A 23,549-nucleotide genomic window follows, 5' to 3' on the forward strand; every position below is an offset into this window, starting at 1 on the left:
AGAATTATTTTTGCCAAATTTAATAATTTAAGCTAAGAATTTGTAATAAATAATAATGTTTTATTATACATATAATTATATTTGCATATACTAAAAGATATTATGAAAAATAAATTCTTGTTACTAGGAATTGCTCTGGCAACACTTTCGGCTTGTAAGACGGCTTCATCGGCTTCTTCCACGCAGCTTGTGAAAGTGAAAACCCAGAAAAATATTTCTATTAATAATGAGCTAAAAAATGATGAGGAGTTTGTAAAATTTATTGAACCTTATAAGCAAAAATTGGATAAAGAGATGAATCAAAAAATCTCCCACACCAATGTAGATCTTACCAAGCAGGGTGACAATAGCAATTTGGGCAATCTTTTAGCAGACTATACATTTGAAGGAGCTGATGAATGGGCAAAGAAAAATCTTCAAAAAAACATAGATGCAGCATTGATTAACATCGGAGGAATCCGTACAACAATCGGTAAAGGCGATATTATGCTTAAAAATGTATTTGAAGTAATGCCTTTCGAAAATGAAGTGGTGATCGTAAAAATGAAAGGTTCGGATTTACAGGGACTTTATGATTATTACGCTAAAAATCAGGTGAACAATCCGGTTTCTCATTTGACGATTGAAACCAATAACGGACAATTAACCAAAACTTTAATTAACGGAAAAGCAGTAAATCCAACACAGGATTATTACATCGCAACCTCTGATTATCTGGCTTTGGGCGGTGATAATATGAAATTCTTCGCACAAGGAGAATCTATCGCAACAGGAATTAGAATGAGAGATCTTTTTATTGATTATTTTAAGAAAAATCCTGAAGTTGTAGTAAATAATGATGTTCGTTTAAATTTTGTCGGTAAGAAATAATGGATAGAAAAAAGTTTTTAAAAGCAATAGGTGGCGGAACTTTAGCAATGGCTTTAGCTCCCAATATGATGATGGCGGAAGAATTGAATATTCTTGATCTGAAATCCGCCAACAAACTTACTATTCTTCATACCAACGATCAACACAGCAGAATAGAACCTTTTGATGCCAGCTACACCAGAAATCCTAATCAGGGAGGTTTTGCAAGAAGAGCAACTTTAATTCAACAAATCAGAAATCAGGAATCGAATGTTTTACTTCTTGATTCTGGTGATATTTTTCAGGGAACTCCCTATTTCAACTTTTTTGGAGGTGAGCTTGAATTTAAATTAATGTCCATGATGAAGTATGATGCTTCAACCATGGGAAATCATGATTTTGATAATGGTTTGGACGGATTTTTAAAGGTTTTGCCAAATGCAAAGTTTCCTTTTATCTGTTCGAATTATGATTTTAAAAATACAATCCTAGACGGAAAAACTTCTCCTTACAAAATTTTCAATAAAAACGGAATCAAAGTCGGGCTTTTCGGAGTTGGAATTCAGTTAGACGGATTAGTGGATAAAAAGCAATACGGGGAAACGGTTTATTCAGATCCTGTTGAAGTTGCTCAGCATTATTCCAACTTTCTGAAAAACGAACAAAAATGTGATTTGGTAATCTGCCTTTCTCACATTGGCTATGATTACAAAGACGAACCTAATAAAATCAGTGATAAAATCTTAGCATCCAAAACAGAAAATATTGATATTATTCTGGGAGGTCATACTCATACTTTCTTACCTGAACCTGAAACTTTTACCAACAGAGCCGGTAAAAATGTTTTGGTAAACCAGGTTGGATGGGCAGGGCTTCTTTTAGGAAGAATAGATTTCTTCTTCGATTCAAATAAAAACGTAAAACATATTTCCTGGAATAATCAGGTGATTGACAGCAGAATAATAGCATAACATGAAAAAACTTTTAATTTCTCTTGGAATTTTAGCATCCCTACAAGTTGTAAATGCTCAAAATATTTCTTCTAAAAAATGGTCGGATCTTTTTTCCTACAATAATGTACTGGCCATGAAAGAAGGCGGAGGCAAAATAGTAGCAGCCACAGAAAACGGGATCTTTTTTTATACCATTTCCACAGGTGAAATTACAAAGTTATCAAAAGCCAACGGGCTTCATGATGTGAAAATATCTGCATTTGATTATAATCCGCAAACCAATATGGGACTTGTGGGTTATCAAAACGGTTCTTTGGATGTTATCACTCCAGACGGAGTAACCTATGTTGTTGATATTCCTTTAGCAACAGGCTATACCGGAAACAAAAGGATTAATCACATATCGATTACAGGAAGTAAAGCGACTGTTTCTGTAGGCTATGGTGTTTCTATTTTTGATTTGCCTAAAAAAGAATTTAATGATTCTGCATTTTTCATCACCGGAGGAGTTTATGAAGCCAGTAATGAAGCAACAATTGTTGGAAGTAAAGTATTTTCTGTAACTAATTCAGGTTTAAAAAGCCACGAAATAAATACTACTTTTCCTGTTTACAGTACTTGGACTACAGAAATGGCTGGATCATTTAATCATATAGATTCAGAATCTGTAATGACGTTTGGATCGCCAACTGCCGCGTATTTATACAATAGCGGAACCTCAACCGCTTTACCGGTAAATTTCTCTAATATTCGTGATATTGTAGTAACCAATAATGATATTGTGGTGACTGATGCCAACAGAATTTATACATTTGGAACCAACGGTACTTCCAGCGGAAATGTAAGTATTGGGGAAGAATGTAACACCGCGACAAAAGTTAATGGCAAAGTATACGGAGGAACAAAACTGAGCGGTATAAAAACCGAGGATAATATGGTCTTCAAACCAGATGGTCCTTATAGCAACACTTCTTATAAAGTTTCATTATTAAACGATCAGATTTGGGTTTCAACAGGAGGTAAAGAAGCCTACAACTCTCCTACCATAAGGAATCTAGGATATTATCATTTTGATGGAAACAAGTGGAATTATCCTGATTATTTCATCAATAATCCGATAACATTCAATGTTTTAGATGTAGTACCAAATCCTTCTAATCCGAGTGAAGCCTACTTTGTAAATTATATTTTTAATCAAGACAAAGGCATCTACAAAATGGAAAACGATGTCTTTAAAAAGAGATATAAAAATGATGACGGGGCAATTGGCGAAAACCGTCCCGGAGGTATTGCGTTTGACGAAAATAATCAAATGTTTGTATCGGCAGGAATTGTAAACAGTACATTAGGAAACGTAGGATATTACTTCTACGATAAAGCAGCCGACGATTTTATTCTTGTACCTGTAATTTCTGGAGGAAATACTCAAAAGCCTGTAGTAAAAGATGGAATGTTATATATTCCAAGTCCGTTTTTTGAAGCAGGAGGTTTGGTAATGAAGCAATATGGTAACAACCCAACCTCTACCACTGCTCCCTATAAAATTCTTAAAAAAGACAATGGTTTACCGGCAAATGGAACTGTTTCTGTAGCTGTTGATAAAGACGATAATGTTTGGATCGGAACAAGATTGGGAATCAGAATTCTTTCAAATCCAAAATCTGCCATTACAGATACAGCTCCAAAAGCAGAAGCTATCATTATTGAGCAAAACGGAGTTGCAGAAGAACTTTTCAGAGATAATGCCATTCTTCAGATCGAACCAGATACAGGAAATCAAAAGTGGGTTTCTGTGGAAGACGGTGGTGTATATTACCTTTCACCAAGTGGCGAGCAGACTATAAAGCACTTTACAAAAGAAAATTCTCCTTTGCCAACAAACAGTGTTACTGACATAAAAGTTGATTCTAAAACCGGAAAAGTTTATTTCGTTACTCTTGATGGAATCGTCGTATATCAAGGTGATGTGGGCGATGTTAACTCAAAATTCGGAAACGTGTTGGTGTATCCGAATCCTGTGGTTTATTCAAACTTCAAAGGAAAAGTTACGATAAAAGGTCTTGCTGAGAAAACCAATATCCGAATAGCTGATGCGGCCGGAAACGTGGTACACTCGGCAGTTGCGAGAGGAGGATATTATGAATGGGACCTGATGAGCCAGAAAGGTAAGCGTGTTGCTTCAGGAATTTATTTCGTCTTAATGACCAATGAAGATGGTTCTGATAAAGCAACTGCAAAAATAGCGGTGGTAAATTAATGAATTCACAAAACGGATTTCTAATTTCCTATTTAAAATACGGAGAAAATGATGCTGTGCTGCATTGTTTTACTGAAGAAGATGGCTTTCAAACTTATTTTTTAAAAGGTATTTATGCCAAAAGAAATAAGAAAAAAGCCTTACTTCTGCCGTTGAACCAGCTTAGTTTTTCTTTAAATCCGATTAAAGGAAACGGAATTCAAACCGTTTCGAAATTTGAGTTGGTAAAGAATAATGATATTTATACGGATATAAAAGTAAACACCATTATATTTTTTATTTCAGATTTTTTAAATCATATTTTAAGAAACGAAAGCAAAAACCTAAGTATTTGTTGGGGAATTGAAGAATTTATCAGCCAATTATCTCAAAAAAATTATCAGGCACATCTTGTTTTTTTAATTAAAATCTTAAAAATTCAGGGTGTTTCTCCTTTGATTAATGATAAAGATTTTCTTGATCCTGAGACGGGAACTTTTTCATCAACCATCAATCATCAATTGTTTAACAATACGATTTCTCTTATCTGGAAAAGTATTTTACTATCTAAAAATCCTTACGAAATCAAGATTCATTCGTCATTTCGGAAAGAATTTTTAGACAGCATTCTTATCTATTATCATTATCATATCACCGATTTTAAAACACCGACATCACTGGAAGTCATTCAGGAAATATTTGAATAGCAGCAACTCATCTTGAAAATATTTTTAAGTTTTACAAAGCTAAAAACCAGCAACTATCAACCAGCAACCAAAAACAATTATTCAGCGTCATCCGGCATTTCTGTTTCAGATTCGGCAATTTCTTTTTTAGAAAATCTAGGCATCAGAATCTTTGCAATCAATCCTGTCCAACCTGTTTGGTGGGAGGCTCCTACTCCACGTCCGGTATCTCCGTGGAAATATTCGTAAAATAAAATATAATCTTTGAAATCAGGATCAGTCTGAAATCTCGAATACTGCCCGTTGAAAGGGCGATTTCCGTTTTCATCTTTTAAAAATAATTTAGACAATCTTTTACTCAGCGCATCTGCAATCTGATCTAAATTTGAATAATTTCCACTTCCCGTAGGATATTCCACCAAAAAATCAGGACTGTAATAAAAGAAAAAACGCTGCAGGCTTTCAATAATTAAAAAATTGATGGGGAACCAAATCGGTCCGCGCCAATTGCTGTTTCCTCCAAAAAGTCCGCTATCACTTTCTGCAGGTGTATATTTTACGGTATAATCTGTTCCATTTAAATTTAAAGTATATGGATTCTTCTCATACTCTTTCGATAGAGCACGCACACCAAAATCACTTAAAAACTGATTAGGATCCAACATTCTGCTCAATAATCTTTTCAAACGATGGCCTCTCAACAGAGACAGTAAATGCTTAGAGTCCTCCCCTTTTACTTCCCAATGGGAAACCAACGACGCCAATTCCGGTTTATTTTCCAAAACCCATTGCATTCTTTTTTTGAAATTTGGCAGTTTTTCAATCATTTCATCATCAATCACTTCTACTGCAAACATCGGAATAAGACCAACAATAGTTCTCAGTTTTAAATACATATGATTGCCATCATTGGAAGCAATTGCATCATAGAAAAATTCATCTTCCTCATCCCAAAGGCTGAAACATTCTTCACCCATATTATCCAAAGAGTTGGCAATGGCAAGGAAATGTTCAAAAAATTTCATAGCCATTTCTTCATACACATTGTTATAAAGTGCCAATTCGAGAGCAATTCTCATCATATTTAAAGCAAACATCGCCATCCAGCTCGTGCCATCCGACTGTTCCAGTTGTTCGCCATTGGGAAGCGTTGTATTTCGGTCGAAAACCCCAATATTATCGAGTCCTAAAAATCCGCCTTCAAAAATATTATTTCCGTTAAGATCTTTTTTATTCACCCACCATGTAAAATTCATCAACAGTTTTTGAAAGGCACTTTCAAGGAATTCCAGATCCGGTTTTTCCTTAAAATATTCATCAATTTTAAAAACCCTGAACACTGCCCAAGCATGCACCGGCGGATTGACATCACTGAAATTCCATTCATAAGCCGGAAGTTGCCCGTTGGGGTGCATATACCATTCAAAAAGGAATAATTTTAACTGATGCTTAGCAAAATCCGGATCAATCAAAGAAAAACTAATGGTATGAAAAGCCAGATCCCAAGTCGCATACCAAGGATATTCCCATTTATCAGGCATGGAAATAATGTGCTCATTGTTGAGGTGTTTCCAGTCATAATTACGGATCTTCTCACGGGATTTTGGAGGTTTTGCCTGAGCGGGATCGCCCTTCAGCCATCGTTCCACGTTGTAATGATAAAACATTTTATTCCATAACATTCCCGCAAAAGCCTGTCGCTGAACCAATTTTTCATCATCAGACTTTATTCCCTGCTGAATTTCATTATAATATTCATCGGCTTCTTTTTGTCTTGAACTGAAAATTTCATCAAAATCTTCAAATGGCTGATTCAGTTCTTTGTCTGATATTCTGAATTCAAATGTTTTTGTTTCTTTTGGCTTAAAATTTTCGTCTATAAAAAATGAGGCTTTGGTGCCTTTATTATTGGGATTAACCGATTGTACATTTCCATTAATTACAAAATCATTAATTCCGTTTTTGGGATAGTTTGAATTTCCCGGACATTGATAGATATTCTCATTATCAGTTTCGTTATCACAAAACAGTACTTTCTCCGATTGATTAGCGTAAATATTTTTTATTTCTACATCTTTATGATTGATTTGTATCGAATTCACCTCATCAGATTTCATTTGTGGCTGATAATCGTTGTATCCCCAATTCCAAGTATTTCTAAACCAAATGGTAGGAAGAATAATTAATGACGCATGATTTTCTGATTTGTTGACAATCGTGAGCTTCACCAGAATATCATTTTGACTTTCTTTGGCATATTCAATAAATATATTGAAATATTCATTCTGATCGAAAACTCCGGTATCGATGAGTTCATATTCCGGTTCATCTTTGGATCTTGCAGCATTCGTTTGTATCAGATCATCGTAAGGGAAAGCATTTTGGGGATATTTGTACAGCATCTTCATATAAGAATGCGTAGGCGTAGAATCGAGATAATAGAAATATTCTTTCACATCTTCCCCGTGATTTCCCTGATCGTTGGAGAGACCGAAAAAACGCTCCTTTACCATTTTATCTTTCTTATTCCAGAATCCGACAGAAAAAACCAGCTTTTGAAGGTCGTCACAAATTCCGCAAATTCCTTCCTCGCCCCAACGATATGTTTTAGCTTCAGCGATGTCGTGGTTGGTATAATTCCATGCATCGCCATTTTCGCTGTAATCTTCGCGCACAACTCCCCATTCACGATTGCTGACGTAAGGTCCCCATTTTTTCCAGCTGACATCGGATAATCTTTCTTTTTCTTTCATACTTTATAAATGATAATTGATAAATGGTATATGATTAAAGGGCTAAAAGTGAATGGTGAATTGATATCTAGCTTAAAAATTGACAAGTGAAACAAATTCACTATTGACCATTCACTTTCAAAAAACTACTTTTTCTATTTTCGGCTGCATCGCGCCCCGGATTGAACGGCCTGTCTGAACTCTTTTTATAAGCGTTGGACTCAGAAAGGGCATAAAAAAGCGAGTAGTGAAAGCCGGAAATGTGCGCCCCAAAAACTATCCTCCGGTAGAAAAACTTTCGAAAGTAGTCATTCCGCCATCTACGAAAATACTGGCTCCTGTGATGTAATCTGCCAGATCGCTTGCTAAAAATGCGGTGAGATTGCCGATATCCTTTGGTTGTCCGATTCTGTTATAAGGAATTAAATCCAACAATGAATTTAAAGCTTCCGGAGTTCCCCAAGCGTCTTTATTAATCGGTGTTTGAATGGCTCCCGGACATATTGAATTGACTCTGATTTTGTCTGCCCCGTATTCCTGAGCCAAAGTTTGCATCAACATACGGATCGCTCCTTTACTCGACGCATAATTAGCATGCCCCGCCCAAGGAATAATCTCGTGAACCGAGCTAATATGAATGATCTTGCCACAGGCAGCGGATCTGGAAGTGTCGATTCCGCGACGGAGAAATTCTTTGATCGCTTCTCTGGCACATAAAAACTGCCCGGTGAGGTTGATGCCGATGACGGTATTCCATTGATCGAGTGTCATTTCGGTGAATTTTGCATCTTTTTGAACTCCGGCATTGTTGATGAGGATATCAACCGTTCCAAATTGTGCAACAACATCCTGAAACATTTTCACCACCTGATCTTCCTTGGAAACATCGCATTGATAGGTCATTCCGTTTCCTCCAGCATCGGTAATTTCTTTTAAAACAGCTTTTGCTTCGTCTGTAGAATGTTGCGAGGAATGATTGACGATAACCGTTGCTCCCGCCGAAGCGAGGGATTTTGCAATTCCGGATCCAATGCCGCTGGAAGCTCCCGTTATGATAGCTACTTGACTATGAAGTGATATTTCCATGTTTTATTATTTGATGTTACTCAAATTTAGTTGAAAGTATCACGCCAAACATGAAAATTCTGAATTAAAAGTTTCTTAAAGTTTGAGGATTAATAAGTTTTGGCTAAAGCCCATTCTTAATTGAATGGGAATGTTGATTTTTTCTCTCGCAGATTTTGCAAATTGCGCAGATATTTGTGGTGAATCTATGTGTTAATTGTTTGAAAAATTGATTTTAAAGTCTTTTGAACATTAAATATTGTAGTCCGCTTCGTCCGATGCGGGTTTTTCCTTCATATTGATACCCTACTTTTAAATATAACTCGTAAGCGGAAATATTATTTTGATTAACGGCAAGAACGATTTCATTACAGTCTTTGAAATTTTTTCGTACAAAATCATCCACCTGAATCATCGCAATTTTTCCGATTCCTTTGCCTTGTAATTCAGGGTTTATGGAAAGGGAACGCAGTAAAGTTGAGTTTTGATTATCTGTTAAATCTAATTTATCTTCACCAAAATCTAAGGTAAAAAAGCCGGCAATCTCTTCGTTATCGAAAATTGTAACAGCAAATTCTAAACCTGTATTTCTTTCGGAAATTCGATTTAAAGCAAATTCGGCGGTAGAAGTATATTGAAGCTGAAGTTCGTTCAAAGTATAATTTACTCTAGAAAGATCTTCTGGGCTGAAAAATTGTAAGCGAACCATATTTTAATGATGATAAATATCTTCATACATTACTCCTGCGCGAATTTCAACGGGAAGTTTATTTTCTTCAGGAACGATCGGGCAATTATAATCGTAAGCGTTGTAAGCACAGAAAGGCTGATAAGATTTGTTGAAATCTAAAATGATGGTATTTCCTTTTGGAATCGTTAAATCCATATATTTTCCGCCACCATAAGTTTCTTTTTCGTTGGTTGCATCACGGAAAGGGAGAAATAAATAATTCTTATATTTCTTTTGTTTGATTAAATCTAAACTTTGATATAAGGTTAAAGTATATGATTTTCCGTCTAATTCGAAAGTTGCTTTACCATATTCTCTGTAAGATTTTGTTTTTCCTGAAGAAGTAGGAAGATCAAATGGTTTCGCGTCTTTTGTTTTGGTAAATGTTGCGGTTACTTTATATTTCAAATCGAAAGGAAAGAAAGGATGTCCTTTGAAATTGGTGAAATTATCACCTTTTAAAGGCGTCTCCTTCGGATTGAAATATTCTGCGTTTAGGTCTTCCTGAAATTTTTTGATTTCCACAATGTCTTTAGAAACCATTTTCTGAGAAAAGGCAAACAAAGGGAAAAGTATAAGCAGTAAAATATATTTCTTCATGAATTTATTTGAAATTGGGGTTAAAACTATTACTTTTTTGTTTTCGTCAATATTATGATTATGTTACAAAATACTGATCGTTTTATGACAAACAAATTTCATGAATTTATTTGAATTTTTTAGAAACTGTTTTGGGAAAATGATAAGAATAGGCTAATATTAATTTTTGAACACTAAGTTCACGAAGCTTTTTTGGATACTAATTATTTTTTTAGTTTCACAAAGCCGTTTCACTTATAGAAGGACTTTTTTTTTGGTTGGTTAAAAAAATATCCTTTCGAAGATAAATACTTGTAATTTTTAACGCAAAGATTCGCAAGGATTGGTCAATTTAACGCTTAATAATTTCGTTCGAAAGGGCGTTTTACTCAGCAAATGACAGTAATGCTTAAAATGGAAGAGTTAGTAAAATCATTCTAATAGGATTCAGAAATTTTCACCCGATAAATGTCTGAGTTATTCCTTTTGATTGATTCTACGAAAAAGCCACCTTCTTCTGGAATAACTTCCTTCAAATCAAAACTTTTACAACCTTTCGGTAATCCTGAAAAGACAAGTGTAAACCAAAAATCCTGCATAAAAGGGACGGGCGTCCAATTTGGAAAAATAGTAATATTTTCGGCATGAATAAGCTTACTTTGATGCTCTGACTGATTATCAAATAAATAGGTCGTATGCCAAATTCTGATGAGATTTCCTAAAAATGGCGATGCCGGAAAGCAACAGTGCACAATCACCTGCTGCTCTTCTTCTATTTTGGTCTGAAGAGATTCCAGCAATTCTTTTGCAATGATGGGCTTTGCTATTGTTTCTGACATATTGAGGAAATTGTTGGGCAAAGATAATTAATTTTAAAATTTTTGTTGAAAGATAGCGCTGAGAAAATTCCAATTCAGAGAATGCATAAACACATTGTAGCTTATTGTGAAGTTAATTAGAATGATCCCTAGAATGTTTGAATATCCTATTTTAAGATGATAACATTTTTTTCAAAAGCTAAGATAATTTTGAAAATTTCATAAAACAAAAATGGCTTTACAAAACTGCAAAGCCATTTTTAAATATTTATGAATCAGATTAATATTCCAATTCTAATTTTTCTTTCGAATAATCTCTCAATTTGTCCGTAAGTTCCGGATGTTGCGCTAATTTCTGTCCGTAAGAAGGAACCATTTCCAGTAATTTAGCTTTCCACTCTCCTTCCATTTTTTCAGGGAAACATTTTTCAAGAACATTCAACATAGCATAAACTGCTGTTGAAGCTCCTGGAGAGGCTCCCAATAATGAAGCGATTGTTCCTGCTTTATTCACCACGACTTCAGTTCCGAATTCAAGTTTACCACCCAGCTGGTCATCTTTTTTAATGATCTGAACTCTTTGTCCGGCAACTTTTAATTCCCAGTCTTCTTCTTTCGCATCTTTAATGAATTCTCTTAAATGCTGAATTCTCTGTGCTTTATTCATCGCTACCTGCTGAATCAGATATTTCGTTAATGGTAAGTTATGCCACCAAGCTCCAAAAAGAGATCTTAAGTTTTTAGTATTCACACTTTCAGGTAAATCTAAATAACTTCCCTCTTTTAAAAACTTCGTTGAGAAACCTGCAAAAGGACCGAAAAGAAGTGCTTTTTTACCATCAATAATTCTTAAATCTAAGTGAGGAACCGACATTGGCGGCGCGTCCACAGTTGCCTGTGTATACACTTTTGCCTGATGTTTTTCTACCAATTCCTGATTATGAGTTACCAACCACTGCCCGGAAACAGGGAAACCTCCGTATCCTTCACTTTCTTTAATATCCGAACTGTCTAACAACGGCAATGCATATCCTCCGGCTCCGATGAATACAAAATCCGCTACCACTTCCTGCTTGTGATTTTTAGTTCTGTCTTTCACCTTCATCTCCCATTTTCCGTCGTTACGAGGATTAATGTCTTTTACTTCATGATAAAGGAAAATCTCAACATTCGAACCTAACATCAAATGTCTTCCCATTTTTCTTGTTAAGCTTCCGAAATTCACGTCTGTTCCCATATCCATTTTTGTGGCTGCGAGTACTTCAGATTTATTTCTTTTACTCATTACCAATGGAATCCATTCTCTCAGTTTATCATGATCGGTTGAAAACTCCATTCCTTTGAACAAAGCAGATTCTGATAATTTATCGTGACGTTTTTTCAGATATTCAGCGTCTTTTTCACCAAACACCAAGCTCATGTGTGCGCAAGAATTAATGAAATCTTTAGGTGTATCCACATATCCTTTATCCACAAGATAAGCCCAAAACTGCTTAGAAATTTCAAATTGTTCAGCAATACTTTCTGCTTTTGAAATATCGATGCTTCCGTCTGGCTGTTCTGGGGTATAATTTAGTTCGCAAAAAGCAGAATGTCCTGTTCCTGCATTATTCCATGCTGCGGTACTTTCTTTGGCGAATCGTCCCAGCCTTTCAAAAATGGCAATTTCAAGGTTAGGATCAAACTCATGAAGCAAAGTTGCTAAAGTGGCGCTCATAATTCCGCCACCTATCAGTACAACGTCGTATTTTGGCTTCGGTGTTCTGCTAATAAGCGTTTGTGGCATAATTCTAAATTTTACAACAAATTTCGGGAAAAATTTTAACAATTAAAGCTTGATTATACGATTTAGCACGTAATTTTTTAGAAAAAAACAAATTAGTTGATAGAGAAGAAAATATGATGGAAAATATAAATGAAGTGCTATCGAAAAGATAAATTTTAATAGGAGGTAGAGGCTAAGATTAAGGATGAGAAAAACTTGAGCTTTTCAATATAAATCTTAATGGTTTTAAAATTTTTATTTTCCGAGTATTCCACGGATTGGCTCCACTTTTTTCTAAAAAGGAATGAAATTTCACTTTTTGATTGAAATAATATCAGAAAAAAAACACTTCGGCTCGGAACAGTTTTAATTATTAAAAATCAGTCTTGCTCAAAGTCGAAATGTTTGAAAATATAATTTAGTTAAGTTTTGTCGTTAACTTTTTGAACTGTTTTTCAGCATTTTTACCTTCATACAAAATACTGTAAATGGTATCAACAATTGGGAGTTTTAATCCTTTCAATTTTGATGTTTTATAAATGGAATCGGCTGCGTAATATCCTTCTGCTACCATATTCATAGACTGAATGGCAGATTTTACGGTATATCCTTTTCCGATAAGGTTTCCTAAATTTCTGTTTCGGGAGAAAAGCGAATACGCCGTTACCAATAAATCGCCTAAATAAGCACTTTCATTCACGTCTCGCGGTGCTTCATAAATAGCTTCCAGGAAAGTTTCCATTTCACGAATAGCATTGGAAACAAAAACTGCAGTAAAGTTATCTCCATAACCCAAACCGCTTGCAATACCCGCTCCGATAGCGAAAATATTCTTAAGAATCGCACTGTACTCGTTTCCTAAAATATCTTTACTGGAATGCATTTTAATAAAATCAGAATTAAAAATATCAACCAATTTAGCTGAAACCTCCTCTTCCACTGTGGCAACTGTAAGGTAAGAAAGTCTTTCCATTGCAACCTCTTCAGCATGACAAGGCCCTGCAATCACCGCCTGATTTCTGAAACCGATTTTAAATTCGTCTCTTAAATAATGAGCAACCACATCGTTCACTTTAGGGATAATTCCCTTGATCGCAGAAACGAAAATCTTGTCGCTATATTCACAACTCATTTTATCTAATGTATCTGATAAATAAATAGATGGAGTTGCCAAAACAATAACATCACAAGCCGAAACCAACTCGTTGATATCTGTCGTAAGCTTTAAACTTTTAAGATTAAAATTAACAGCTGTAAGATACGTCGGGTTGTGACCACGAAGCTCGATTGCTCCTTTTACAAACTCATTTCTTACGCACCAATGCACCACTTTGCAATTTTCTACGAGCATTTTTACAATAGCCGTTGCAAAACTTCCGCTTCCTACTACGCCAACGGAAATGTCTTTTTTATTCTTTTTTGAATTTGAAGTTTCCGAATTTGTTTTCTTTTTCGCCATAACTGAAATGTGATTTGCAAATATATTAAAACAAAGGTTGAACAGTACTTTTGAAGGCATGATAAAACCCATTTTTAGAAAAAATTAACACTTCAACACAATTAAATACATTAATCGCCGTTTATTACAGATAAAAATAAAAGTATGTTAAGAATAACATCAAAAAGTTATTTTTAATTAAATTTGCAAGCTTAAAACCGTTTTTTTAATTCTAAGAGCAGGAAAATGAAGAAATTTCTAAGCAGCAAGAAAAACGTAAATTTCCTTTTAGGAGGGCTTTTATTAGTAGTTTTTGCACAAGCCATTTTTATTGTTAAGTTATTCTCTCAAAAAGATGACAAGACCTACGAGGTGAATCTTGTGAAGATCAACACCCAAAAAGACAGCGTAGATTACCTGAAAATGAAAACTGACCTGAGTATTGTAGATCAAACTGTTGCTCAGCTTAACTCATTTTTAAAGTCTAAAGATGTGCCGAGCGAAAGATTGATGGCATTGAGTAAAGATAGTATTTCCAACTCTGTATATCTGGCAAAACAATCGAACCGATACAGCCAATATTTAATGGATTTACAGAAAAAGCTTCAGGAAGTTCCCCTAGGAATGCCTACTGACGGCTATATTTCATCCAACTTCGGAATCAGAAAAAATCCGATTCCTTTTAAAACAGTGTATGCTTCGGTAAAATCACCGTCTAAAACAGACTCGAAACCTATTGCAGCAGCTGCCGCTCCTGAAGTGAAAGCAGAACCTGTAGAAAAAATCATTGAACTGACAGACAGTTACGGAAATAAGAGAGAAGTAAAAGTAATGGTAACTCCGAAAGCAACGCCTGCCGCTCCTTCTCCAGCAGCTATTTCATCAACAAAAGCTATCGCTTCTAATTCAAACACTAAAACAACGACTCCTGAAAAAAATAATCCTCCGGCTGAAGCAGACCAAATGCAGTTCCATAAAGGATTGGATATTGCTGTTGCGTATGGCTCGGATGTTGTAGCAACCGCTGCAGGAAAAGTAATCTTTTCCGGACAGAAAGGTGGTTATGGAAATTGTGTGATTGTTTCTCACGGAAACGGTTTGGCAACGCTTTACGGTCACTTATCTCAATTGGTTGCAAAGGTAAATGATAAGGTAAAAGTAGGCCAAGTGATTGCAAAATCAGGAAATTCCGGACGTTCTACAGGACCTCATCTTCATTATGAAGTACACAAAAATAATACTCCGGTTAATCCGAAGTTATTCATGAATTTGTAAAAGATTTTAATGTTATATAAAAGTCTGGGCGGAACCTTTGGTTCCGCCCAGACTTATTTTTAGCACTAGCAATTCGTTATTTCAAAAAGCTCAATTTACCTTCAAGATGAACTAAACTTCCATCTTTTGCTGTAAAATTAGAGTACACAATATTTTTATTATAATCTTCGATGTGCGTTATATTGTATCCGTTTTTAGGTTCATGCCAATAAACCAGAAAAACATTTTTAGCTACCTCAACCACAGAATATTGCACAGTGTCTGTATCTCCTTTTGATTTTCCTTCTGCCTGAACAAAAGTCATCGTCTTATTATCCTTGTATTCTTCAATAAATTTCGTTTCATTAAAATCCACCAAAACTTTTCTACCGATGGCAGGATAAGGAGATTTCAAATCCCAGTTCATTTCTCCCAAGAAAACTTTCACGCCCATTTCCAATTCATCTTTTCCGGGAAGAGTTGGGTACTGCTTAATCATATAGTTTACTATGGCATCTGAAGTTTTATATTCTGTAACCGCTTTTTTAAAGTTTTCAAGATAGTTTTTAACAAGATCCAATGATTTTGGTGAAAGATCCAGCTTTGCATAATGCGAAGGCACAACCTGTTGAGGATTCAGAGCTTTCATGGCATCTATTTTAGCAATCCATTGATCGATTGCAGCCTTATTTTGAGTGTCAGCCATCCAGATATGAGATTCCACGGTCACCGAAATACCGCCAAGAATAGTTTTAATGGAAGGAATCCACAAAAAACTATGGGCAGGATCATCGATATTGTCTTTGATCTCAATTTTGTTTCCTTCCAGATCAGGAATTTCAGAAACTGCTTCAGGAATAATAATTTCAGAAGGCGCATCATTTTTCAATTTTGGGCCCCAAACTGCTAATTTTCCATCTTTAGACCTTGAAATTAAATACGCCGTTTGTGCCGTCGAAATAATTTTCACATTGGGAAAAGCTTTTTTAATCACATCCAATCCAAAATAAAAATCAGGATCACTGTGAGAAATAAAAACCGTTTTCAGATTTTTACCTGTAGCTTTAATTTCTTTTACCAGCGCTTCTGCATATTGCTTTTCAAACTGAGCATCCACCAACATCGCATCTTTATCTCCATAAACAATAGTGGAAGTTATCGGAAAAATAGCTTTAGATCCCGGATTGAAAACTTCTATCTTTAAATTTCCCGCCCAAGCAAAACTTACACTCAAAACAGCAATTATTGTTAAAAACTTCTTTTTAAACATCAATGAAAATTTTAATTACAATTAATAAGCAGCGGTGAAACGTTCGCGGATATGATTATTCTGCTCTAATTCATCTACCAAAACAACTGCAACATCTTCTACAGAAAGTACGCTTCTTCCTTCTTCATTGAACACTGGATTTTCCAAAGCTGTTCTGTATTTTCCAGTTCTCACTCCTGCAGTCCCCTGATGCATTTCGATAGCCGGACTAAAGAATGTCCAGTCCAATACTGTATTTTCTTTAATTTTATTTAGATAATCTCTTGCAGCTGTTGCTCCTGGTTTAATTTCTGCAGGAAAATCTGGTCCATCTACCAACTGATTTCCATCGATGAAAAGGCTTCCCGCTCCACCAACGGTAATAAATCTCTTCACGCCCGATTCTTCAACTGCCTTTTCAATGTTTACAGAACCATTTAAAAAGTCTTCATACAAGTTTGGGTTTGTCCAACCTGCATTGAAAGAGCTGATTACCGCATCATTTCCTTTTAAAGCATCTGCCAATTCGCTTACATTATTTACATCAACACTTTTAGCGGTTATTTTTTCATTTTGCTGGACTTTTGAAGCATCTCTTACAATCGCTTCCACTTCATATCCTCTGTTTACCAATTCGTTTACCACTTGTGTTCCCACAAAACCTGTCGCACCAATTACTGCTACTTTTTTCATAATATTTTATTTTTAAATTAAATTGTAATAATTTTTGTTACATTTTGAATCAAATTTTTTATTCGAACTGATCACTAAACTCCTGAAGTGTTTTATCTCCTAAAAAGTTTAAAACCAATCGATCAGTTTCTGTAAATAAATGATCCAAATGATTGTTAATATCTCTTCCCACAGCACAAATCGGATTAGGATTTTGATTTTTCTTTCCTAAAAGCTCCGTATTTTTTACCGCTGAATAAATTTCAGAGATGGTAATAGATTCTGCTTTTCTCGAAAGCTGGCTTCCTCCCTCTTTTCCCTGGCGGCTGACAATTAAACCGGCTTCTTTCAACACAATAATTTCTTTACGAACAACAACCGAATTGATATTGATGCTACCCGCCAGCCACTCAGAATTTAACCATTCTTGAGGGCTTTTAGCCAATAAAATCATAATATGTATTGCCGTAGCAAATCTTGTGTTGTTCATTTTAATTACAGTACAAAGATATATATATTTTAATTGTAACAAAAAATATTACATTTAAAATTTTCTTAAAGAATTAATCGATCCAAATCTAAGAGTAAATAATTGATATTCTGATTAATTGTTCTCGTTGCCGACTGCATTTGATTCAACATAGCTTCCCGATTGTGCAAATCATCTGCTCTGTAATAACCTCCATCACTGAAAATAACCGATTGATCTGCATCCGCTTTGTTATCTTCAAACTGATAATGCAGCCATCTTTCTCTCATGCTTCCAATAATTGAATGTTTTTCTTTGTTTGAAAACTTTTTCTCTGTGTACATATACCAAACAAACGGCGGAAAATTGGCAGCCTTTAGTTTCTCTGTCCAAATATCTCTTAACAGATTTCTCTGATGAATAAATTCAACTTTTTGACCTTTAGGATTTAATGTCGCCAAACCAAATCCGGCTCCTAAAATACCCCCACCAATATCGATCGCATTGCTCCAGCCGTTGTCTTTCACAATACCTCCGGCGATTGAAGCGGCTGCTCCGGTAATAATTGAATATAAAATAAGCTTATTATTTCTGGAATCGTTCAGATTATCAACATAACTTCCGATCTGCGCTACTCTTTCACCTTCACAGTCAAATTCGGCAGCAACAGCATCTAATTCAGTTAAAGCAATGGTAATTTTACTATTAATCTTTCCTTTTAATTGTAAAACTTTAACCTGAGCGTCTAAAGACGTATTTTTTTTAAGCTCGATAATATCATGAACTTCATCCAGATTATCCAAAGCATTTAAAATTAAAATACTTTGATCTGAAAACATCGGTTTCAGTTCTTTATTGGCAGCAATAATAGAATCTGAATTATAAGAAGGAACTTTATTGGTATAATTATACTGAAAAGGCGCTTTACAATAGCTGTCTTTAAGAGTAAGAATATTTTGCTTAATGACCTGATTTTTTCTGGAAACACAGGACGTAAGCATGCTAAAAGCAGCAAGGAGATAGAATAAATTTTTCATTTGGTTGTATTTTTATTTGTGTAAAGCTTTAAAACTGCAAACAAATCTGCAATCATTACTAAACACTAAGATAATACAAATAAAAAAATCTACCTGAATGTCAAGTAGATTTTTAAGCTATTTTTAAGGATATACTATTTGATATCCAACAATTCAACTTCGAAAATAAGCGTACTGTTTGGCCCGATTTCTTTGCTGATCTGCTGATCTCCGTAAGCCAAATGCGGAGGAAGAATTAATCTCCATTTGCTTCCAACAGGCATCAACTGAAGAGCTTCCGTCCAACCTTTAATTACTTTATTCAAAGGAAATGAAGCCGGAGTACCTCTTTTTACAGAGCTATCAAATACTTTTCCAGTAATTGTTGTCCCATGATAATGACATTTTACGGTAGATTTTGGTCCCGGTTTTTCGCCGTCGCCTTCTGTGATGATTTCATATTGCAAACCGCTTGGCAGCTCAACTACAGATTCTCTTTTTCCGTATTCTGCCATATATTCCTGACCGTCTTTCAGGTTTTTCTCTGCCAATTCTTTTTTACGTTTAAATAACATATCTGCTACTCCCATAATTAAATATTTTTGCAAAGATAGTTTTTTGTGTCGGAAGATGGGAGTTGGAAAATGGAGGTTTCTTTTATAATCATAAAATAAAAATATATTAAATAACTATTTTTCAACACATTAAACCACCAACCTTAAACATAAAACTTACTTTTTGAAAAAGTTCAAATATCTTTAATACTGGGTTAACATCTTTGTCGAAACTTGGCGTTATAATTGAATTTAAAAACTAAATGCCAAGTCCATTAAAATATAATAAGAAATACGACAAGCTAACCGACGAAGAAAAGGAACTGCTTGAGATCAATAAAAAAAGTATTGCCGACTTTGTTGAACAGTCATCAACCGTAAGCGATGTAAATTACGCCACCCGAAATGCCCATGCAAAAACCTATGCCGTAGCAAAAGGAGAATTCATTATTGATAAGAATGTACCTGAAGAGCTTCAGCCTTTCTTTGATAAGGAAAAATATGAGCTGATGATTCGTTTTTCGAATGCGCAATTGAAAATTAATGATAGCAAAAAAGATGTTCCCGCCTACGGATTTTCGGTGAAGATAAAAGATGAAAATGGAGATCTACTCGCCAATTATCCTTTGGTGAACTTTCCTTTGTTTCCGATCAATTCCGTAATTACTTTTTTGAAATTATTTACCTCTGTGAATCGATTTTATATTAAAAAATGGAGTTCTTTTTCGTTGATGCTTCAGATTTTAAAAGTGATACCTTCCACTTTTACAGGTTCGTTCTTAAAAAACGGTTTTAAGCTTTTCGCTAAAAGAAATGATTTTATTTTATCATTCGATTATCATTCGGTTGGGGCTTACCGTTTGGGAGAAAATATGATGAAAATAAAACTTCAACCTAAATCGGTTGATAAAAATTTCGATAAAAAAAAGAAACCCAAAGATGCTTTGAATCGTTATTTTAATGAAAATGATTTTTACGCCGATGTTTTAATTCAAATTTGTTACGATCTAAAACATCAACCTATTAACAGGTTAAATGTTGAATGGAAAAACTCGCCTTTCATCAAAATTGGAGAAGTAAAAATTGAAAAAGGTTCTTTGCAAAATCCAACGGCTTGTGAAAATGAATTGCTGTCTTTTAATCCTTTCGAAAGTAAATATTATTTTCAGCCTGTTGGAAAGATCCAAAAATTGAGAGATGAAGCGTATAAGGTTTCGTTGCAAACCCGTCAAAAAATTAATAAACTATTGAAATATAAGTAGTTTTTATGGTTGAATAGTCAATGGCGAATTTTGCTTTGCAAGTGAATAATGAATTTGAAATTATTAAGAATATTTTAATTCAAAAAGTATTTCATATATCCCTCTAATTTGTCATGCTGAAAGCATCTAAACACTAATTATCTTAATCTGTTTAGATTATTTTCAGAATGATAAACTTTGAACATATTTTCAAATACTAAAATGATTGACTTCTACCCTAGCCCCGATTGGAACGACATCCTTTTGGGTTGCGGCTGGAGCGAAGCAGAAGCCGTAACCCAAAAGATACAGTGGAAAGCGGGAAAAAGCTTCAAACAAAAAAAGCTCTACACAATGTAAAGCTTTTCTATATCTAAAGATAGTTGGTATTATTTTTCAATTTTTTCTTTCTCTTCTTCCTCTTTATCAGGGAAAATGATTGATAAAATTACTGAGATCACCAATACCCCACCTACAATTCCTAATGAAACCGGTGATGAAATGTGAATCCACGGTGCAATTAGCATTTTAACTCCAATAAAAGACAAGATAATTGCCAATCCGTAAGGCAGTTTGCTGAACATGTGTATGAAGTTTGCCAAAAGGAAATATAATGATCTTAATCCTAAAATTGCGAAAATATTCGAGGTGTAAAGGATAAAAGGGTCATCTGAAATCGCAAAGATCGCCGGAATAGAATCTACCGCAAACAATACGTCTGTAAACTCGATTACCGCCACAACTACCAAAAGTGGAGTTGCCATTTTAATTCCGTTTTGAACGGTGAAGAATTTATCTCCAGCATAATTATCAGAAACTTTCCAGAATCTTTTGATCAGTTTAGCTCCGGCAGTATTGCTGTAATCTTCGTCTTCATCATCGCCACCATCTCCCCAAGATTTGATCCCGGCATAGACAAGGAATAATCCGAAAAGTACCATTACAATATTGATCTGAACGGCCTGTCCGAAAATATTCATTTCAGGCAAATACGTCAAATTAATTAATCCAACTCCAGCAAAAATGAAGATCGCTCTGAAAATCAATGCTCCGATAATTCCCCAAAAAAGAACTTTATGGTGAAGGTATTTCGGTACTTTAAAGAATCCGAAAACTAAGATGAATACAAATAAATTATCTACCGAAAGAGCCTTTTCAACCCAATAAGCTGCCTGATATTGTGTGAATTTCTCTACTGCCATAGCATGACTTTCCAGCGTTCCGTCTGTATTGAAAACCCAATACACCACTCCCGAAAATACCATAGACAGCGAGATCCAAACAACTGACCAGATGGTAGCTTCTTTGGAAGAAACCTCATGACTTTTTTTGTTGAAAACCCCTAAGTCAAGGAGCAACATGATAACTACCGTTACCGCAAATCCCCAAACCAACCCAGGATGAAGATCTATAATACTTTGATGTTTGTCCACTTTTTAATGTGCTTTTTATATGATAAAAGCAATAGTTGTACGAATACAAGTATTGCCATTTAAATTTATTGTCTTAAAATTCAATATTTTAAAATAAGTTTTGGCTAAAGCCGGATTAGAAACTTACCTTTTCATTAAACGGGCTAAAGCCCGTTCCTAATGAATACCAATTTTATAGATATTTCTGCTTTACCGTTTCAATGGTTTCCTGCAATTTTCTGTCTGCTGTTGGATCTCCAATCGCATTGAATTTCCACTCGTTGTTTCTTTTGTAGAAAACACCCATTACCATCGCCACATGACCTCTGAACGAAGCATCATTAGCAATATCATATTTAGCGAAAACTTCTCTTACATTCGTAGGAGTTCCTTCGTAAATTCTGATTGAAGCAAAAGGAATTGTTCCGAAATCCTGACCTTTATAGCTGTTCAAAACCAAAGCAACGTGCTCAACATTTGAATCCAAATTACTGAAATCTACAGTGATTACTTCATTGTCAAGACCGTCGTTTCCATTCACGTCACCTGTTAAATCATCGCCACTGTGCTTTACAGCTCCGTTTTTAGATTTCAGGTTTCCGAAATAGATCACTTCAGTCGCATTTTTATTAGAATCGTATAAAATACAGCTTCCGTCTAAATCAACTGCCTCTCGAGTTACTCCACCGAAAAATCCTTTTTTCTCAATAGCCCCCCAGTTGATCCCAACACAAGCCTGAGTAAGCGTTGTACCATTTTCCTTCGTAAGGTTAATTCTTTGACCTTTTTGTAAATTGATAGCCATCTTTTTATGTTTAGTTTATTGTTTTTTAGCAAAGAAACAGAATTCCCGTATTTAAATTCTACGGTTTTCAGTATTCTTTGTTTTTTTAATTATTATTTAAATTTAAATTCAACATTGCACGCAGAATATTCGTTTCTTCATTGATGTCAAAAATTTTGCTCATGATATCAATGCTTTCTAAATTTTGGATATAATCTTTCAAAACAGAGGTTACCTGCTCCGGCAATGTTCTTTTTCTTTGGTTGATATTTTCTTCCAACTGCTCATTTTTCTTTTTCAACTGATCCACAATAGATCCCTGATTAGATTCATTGGGCGATATATCCAGCTTTTCCAGTTTTTTTGAATCGACCAGGTACATTTTTTTACCTTCAACATCAAAAATAAAATGGTCATCCGACTGGAAAATTTTAAACAACTCATATTGATTTCCGGAAATCACATATCCGCAGACAAAACGAGCTTTAAAATCCTGAATATTAAGTCTTCCCAATAATTTTCTTTCGATCTCATACTCAAGGTATCGATAAGCAGGAAAAGTATCCGACTTTAACAATTCTTCATCCACATCATTTCTGTAAAATTCTGTGGCATATCTTTTATTAAAATACAGCACATTATCCCAATTCAGACGGAATTTATCTTCCGTAAGATCTTTGTAAAGGCTTTTCAGCTGATTAGAAAAAACTCCGCTGTACATTCTCCGGTCTGTTTCAAAACTATCAACACGTCTATCTTCAAACCCCGAAATGTACTTGTTATTAATATCAATTTCATTAATGATAACCAAGAGATCGTTTTCCTTTTGCCTTTTAATTTTAGTCAGAAGTTCGATCAGGCTATCGGTATATTGCAAGTGAAAAAGTTCGAGTTTACTGTAATCCAATCCCGTATTTTCCCGAAAAAGATTGTGTATAATATCGGTTTTTATATAAATTGAAATTATATCAACATTTTCAAAAAAATTACACAGAAGTTTAAGCTTTGTTAATCTTCTATTGCTCTGAGATAGTATGTTTACAGCAT

The 23,549-nt window shown here is 34.9% G+C and carries 22 protein-coding genes; 7 read left to right on the forward strand and 15 right to left on the reverse strand.

Features of this window, described 5'->3' with window-relative positions; genetic code table 11:
- Window positions 1-102 precede the first annotated feature (102 nt).
- Genes OXQ85_RS09720 through OXQ85_RS09735 form a run of 4 tightly spaced genes read left to right on the forward strand, consistent with a single transcriptional unit; the run spans window position 103 to window position 4,745 of the window.
- On the forward strand, window positions 103-870 hold the full coding sequence (locus tag OXQ85_RS09720; protein ID WP_267404019.1) for a 5'-nucleotidase C-terminal domain-containing protein: 768 nt from the start codon (window positions 103-105) through the stop codon (window positions 868-870).
- Window positions 870-1,820: a metallophosphatase gene (locus tag OXQ85_RS09725; protein ID WP_267404020.1), complete on the forward strand. Its 951-nt coding sequence runs from the start codon at window positions 870-872 to the stop codon at window positions 1,818-1,820. Before OXQ85_RS09720 ends, OXQ85_RS09725 begins: the two co-directional genes overlap by 1 nt.
- A gap of 1 nt (window position 1,821) precedes the next feature.
- Window positions 1,822-4,059, forward strand: a complete 2,238-nt coding sequence (locus tag OXQ85_RS09730) for a two-component regulator propeller domain-containing protein (RefSeq protein WP_267404021.1) — start codon at window positions 1,822-1,824, stop codon at window positions 4,057-4,059.
- A complete protein-coding gene (locus tag OXQ85_RS09735; RefSeq protein ID WP_267404023.1) occupies window positions 4,059-4,745 on the forward strand; it encodes a recombination protein O N-terminal domain-containing protein in 687 nt (228 codons plus the stop codon). The genes OXQ85_RS09730 and OXQ85_RS09735 overlap by 1 nt, the downstream gene beginning before the upstream one ends.
- A gap of 77 nt (window positions 4,746-4,822) precedes the next feature.
- Here OXQ85_RS09735 and OXQ85_RS09740 read toward each other — a convergent pair whose 3' ends face one another.
- The 7 genes from OXQ85_RS09740 to OXQ85_RS09770 form a co-directional block, all read right to left on the reverse strand.
- Window positions 4,823-7,477 (reverse strand): glucosidase, encoded by a 2,655-nt coding sequence (locus tag OXQ85_RS09740; RefSeq protein WP_267404025.1) that lies wholly within the window; start codon window positions 7,475-7,477, stop codon window positions 4,823-4,825.
- A 255-nt stretch (window positions 7,478-7,732) separates the two neighbouring features.
- Complete coding sequence (locus OXQ85_RS09745; protein WP_267404027.1) at window positions 7,733-8,542, reverse strand: glucose 1-dehydrogenase; 810 nt, start codon at window positions 8,540-8,542, stop codon at window positions 7,733-7,735.
- A gap of 214 nt (window positions 8,543-8,756) precedes the next feature.
- On the reverse strand, window positions 8,757-9,230 hold the full coding sequence (locus OXQ85_RS09750; RefSeq protein ID WP_267404029.1) for a GNAT family N-acetyltransferase: 474 nt from the start codon (window positions 9,228-9,230) through the stop codon (window positions 8,757-8,759).
- Between the two features lie 3 nt (window positions 9,231-9,233).
- On the reverse strand, window positions 9,234-9,851 hold the full coding sequence (locus tag OXQ85_RS09755) for a DUF1684 domain-containing protein (RefSeq protein ID WP_267404031.1): 618 nt from the start codon (window positions 9,849-9,851) through the stop codon (window positions 9,234-9,236).
- Window positions 9,852-10,267: 416 nt separating this feature from the next.
- Window positions 10,268-10,669 carry a hypothetical protein gene (locus OXQ85_RS09760; RefSeq protein WP_267404033.1) on the reverse strand — a complete coding sequence of 134 codons (402 nt, stop codon included), beginning with the start codon at window positions 10,667-10,669 and terminating at the stop codon, window positions 10,268-10,270.
- Between the two features lie 259 nt (window positions 10,670-10,928).
- Window positions 10,929-12,434, reverse strand: coding sequence for a malate dehydrogenase (quinone) (gene mqo, locus OXQ85_RS09765; protein ID WP_267404035.1), 1,506 nt, complete (start codon window positions 12,432-12,434; stop codon window positions 10,929-10,931).
- 397 nt (window positions 12,435-12,831) lie between these two features.
- A complete protein-coding gene (locus OXQ85_RS09770; RefSeq protein WP_267404037.1) occupies window positions 12,832-13,872 on the reverse strand; it encodes an NAD(P)H-dependent glycerol-3-phosphate dehydrogenase in 1,041 nt (346 codons plus the stop codon).
- Window positions 13,873-14,097: 225 nt separating this feature from the next.
- Between OXQ85_RS09770 and OXQ85_RS09775 the strand changes: the two genes are divergently transcribed.
- Entirely contained in the window at window positions 14,098-15,126 is a 1,029-nt protein-coding gene (locus OXQ85_RS09775) for a M23 family metallopeptidase (RefSeq protein WP_267404039.1), read from the forward strand.
- 76 nt (window positions 15,127-15,202) lie between these two features.
- Here OXQ85_RS09775 and OXQ85_RS09780 read toward each other — a convergent pair whose 3' ends face one another.
- The 5 genes from OXQ85_RS09780 to OXQ85_RS09800 form a co-directional block, all read right to left on the reverse strand.
- A complete protein-coding gene (locus OXQ85_RS09780) occupies window positions 15,203-16,375 on the reverse strand; it encodes an MBL fold metallo-hydrolase (protein WP_267404041.1) in 1,173 nt (390 codons plus the stop codon).
- A 21-nt stretch (window positions 16,376-16,396) separates the two neighbouring features.
- Window positions 16,397-17,047 carry an NAD(P)H-binding protein gene (locus OXQ85_RS09785; protein WP_267404043.1) on the reverse strand — a complete coding sequence of 217 codons (651 nt, stop codon included), beginning with the start codon at window positions 17,045-17,047 and terminating at the stop codon, window positions 16,397-16,399.
- 58 nt (window positions 17,048-17,105) lie between these two features.
- A complete protein-coding gene (locus OXQ85_RS09790) occupies window positions 17,106-17,516 on the reverse strand; it encodes an Rrf2 family transcriptional regulator (RefSeq protein ID WP_267404045.1) in 411 nt (136 codons plus the stop codon).
- Between the two features lie 65 nt (window positions 17,517-17,581).
- Window positions 17,582-18,532 carry a hypothetical protein gene (locus tag OXQ85_RS09795; protein ID WP_267404047.1) on the reverse strand — a complete coding sequence of 317 codons (951 nt, stop codon included), beginning with the start codon at window positions 18,530-18,532 and terminating at the stop codon, window positions 17,582-17,584.
- Between the two features lie 134 nt (window positions 18,533-18,666).
- Complete coding sequence (locus OXQ85_RS09800) at window positions 18,667-19,101, reverse strand: FKBP-type peptidyl-prolyl cis-trans isomerase (RefSeq protein ID WP_267404048.1); 435 nt, start codon at window positions 19,099-19,101, stop codon at window positions 18,667-18,669.
- A gap of 227 nt (window positions 19,102-19,328) precedes the next feature.
- On the opposite strand from OXQ85_RS09800, the gene OXQ85_RS09805 reads away from it, so the two are divergent.
- Window positions 19,329-20,327: a catalase gene (locus OXQ85_RS09805; RefSeq protein ID WP_267404050.1), complete on the forward strand. Its 999-nt coding sequence runs from the start codon at window positions 19,329-19,331 to the stop codon at window positions 20,325-20,327.
- A gap of 177 nt (window positions 20,328-20,504) precedes the next feature.
- Complete coding sequence (locus OXQ85_RS09810; protein WP_267404052.1) at window positions 20,505-20,666, forward strand: hypothetical protein; 162 nt, start codon at window positions 20,505-20,507, stop codon at window positions 20,664-20,666.
- 29 nt (window positions 20,667-20,695) lie between these two features.
- On the opposite strand, the gene OXQ85_RS09815 is transcribed toward OXQ85_RS09810, so the two are convergent.
- The 3 genes from OXQ85_RS09815 to OXQ85_RS09825 all read right to left on the reverse strand — a co-directional run bounded on the left by OXQ85_RS09815 (window position 20,696) and on the right by OXQ85_RS09825 (window position 23,409).
- The gene (locus tag OXQ85_RS09815) at window positions 20,696-21,739 is read right to left on the reverse strand and encodes a TerC/Alx family metal homeostasis membrane protein (protein ID WP_267404054.1); all 1,044 of its coding nucleotides are present in this window, start codon (window positions 21,737-21,739) and stop codon (window positions 20,696-20,698) included.
- A 172-nt stretch (window positions 21,740-21,911) separates the two neighbouring features.
- The gene (locus OXQ85_RS09820) at window positions 21,912-22,523 is read right to left on the reverse strand and encodes a TerD family protein (protein ID WP_267404055.1); all 612 of its coding nucleotides are present in this window, start codon (window positions 22,521-22,523) and stop codon (window positions 21,912-21,914) included.
- Window positions 22,524-22,608: 85 nt separating this feature from the next.
- On the reverse strand, window positions 22,609-23,409 hold the full coding sequence (locus tag OXQ85_RS09825; protein WP_267404057.1) for a hypothetical protein: 801 nt from the start codon (window positions 23,407-23,409) through the stop codon (window positions 22,609-22,611).
- Between the last annotated feature and the right edge of the window lie 140 nt (window positions 23,410-23,549).

It is taken from the genome of Chryseobacterium sp. GM_Chr_2, assembly GCF_026540445.1.
GTDB lineage: Bacteria > Bacteroidota > Bacteroidia > Flavobacteriales > Weeksellaceae > Chryseobacterium.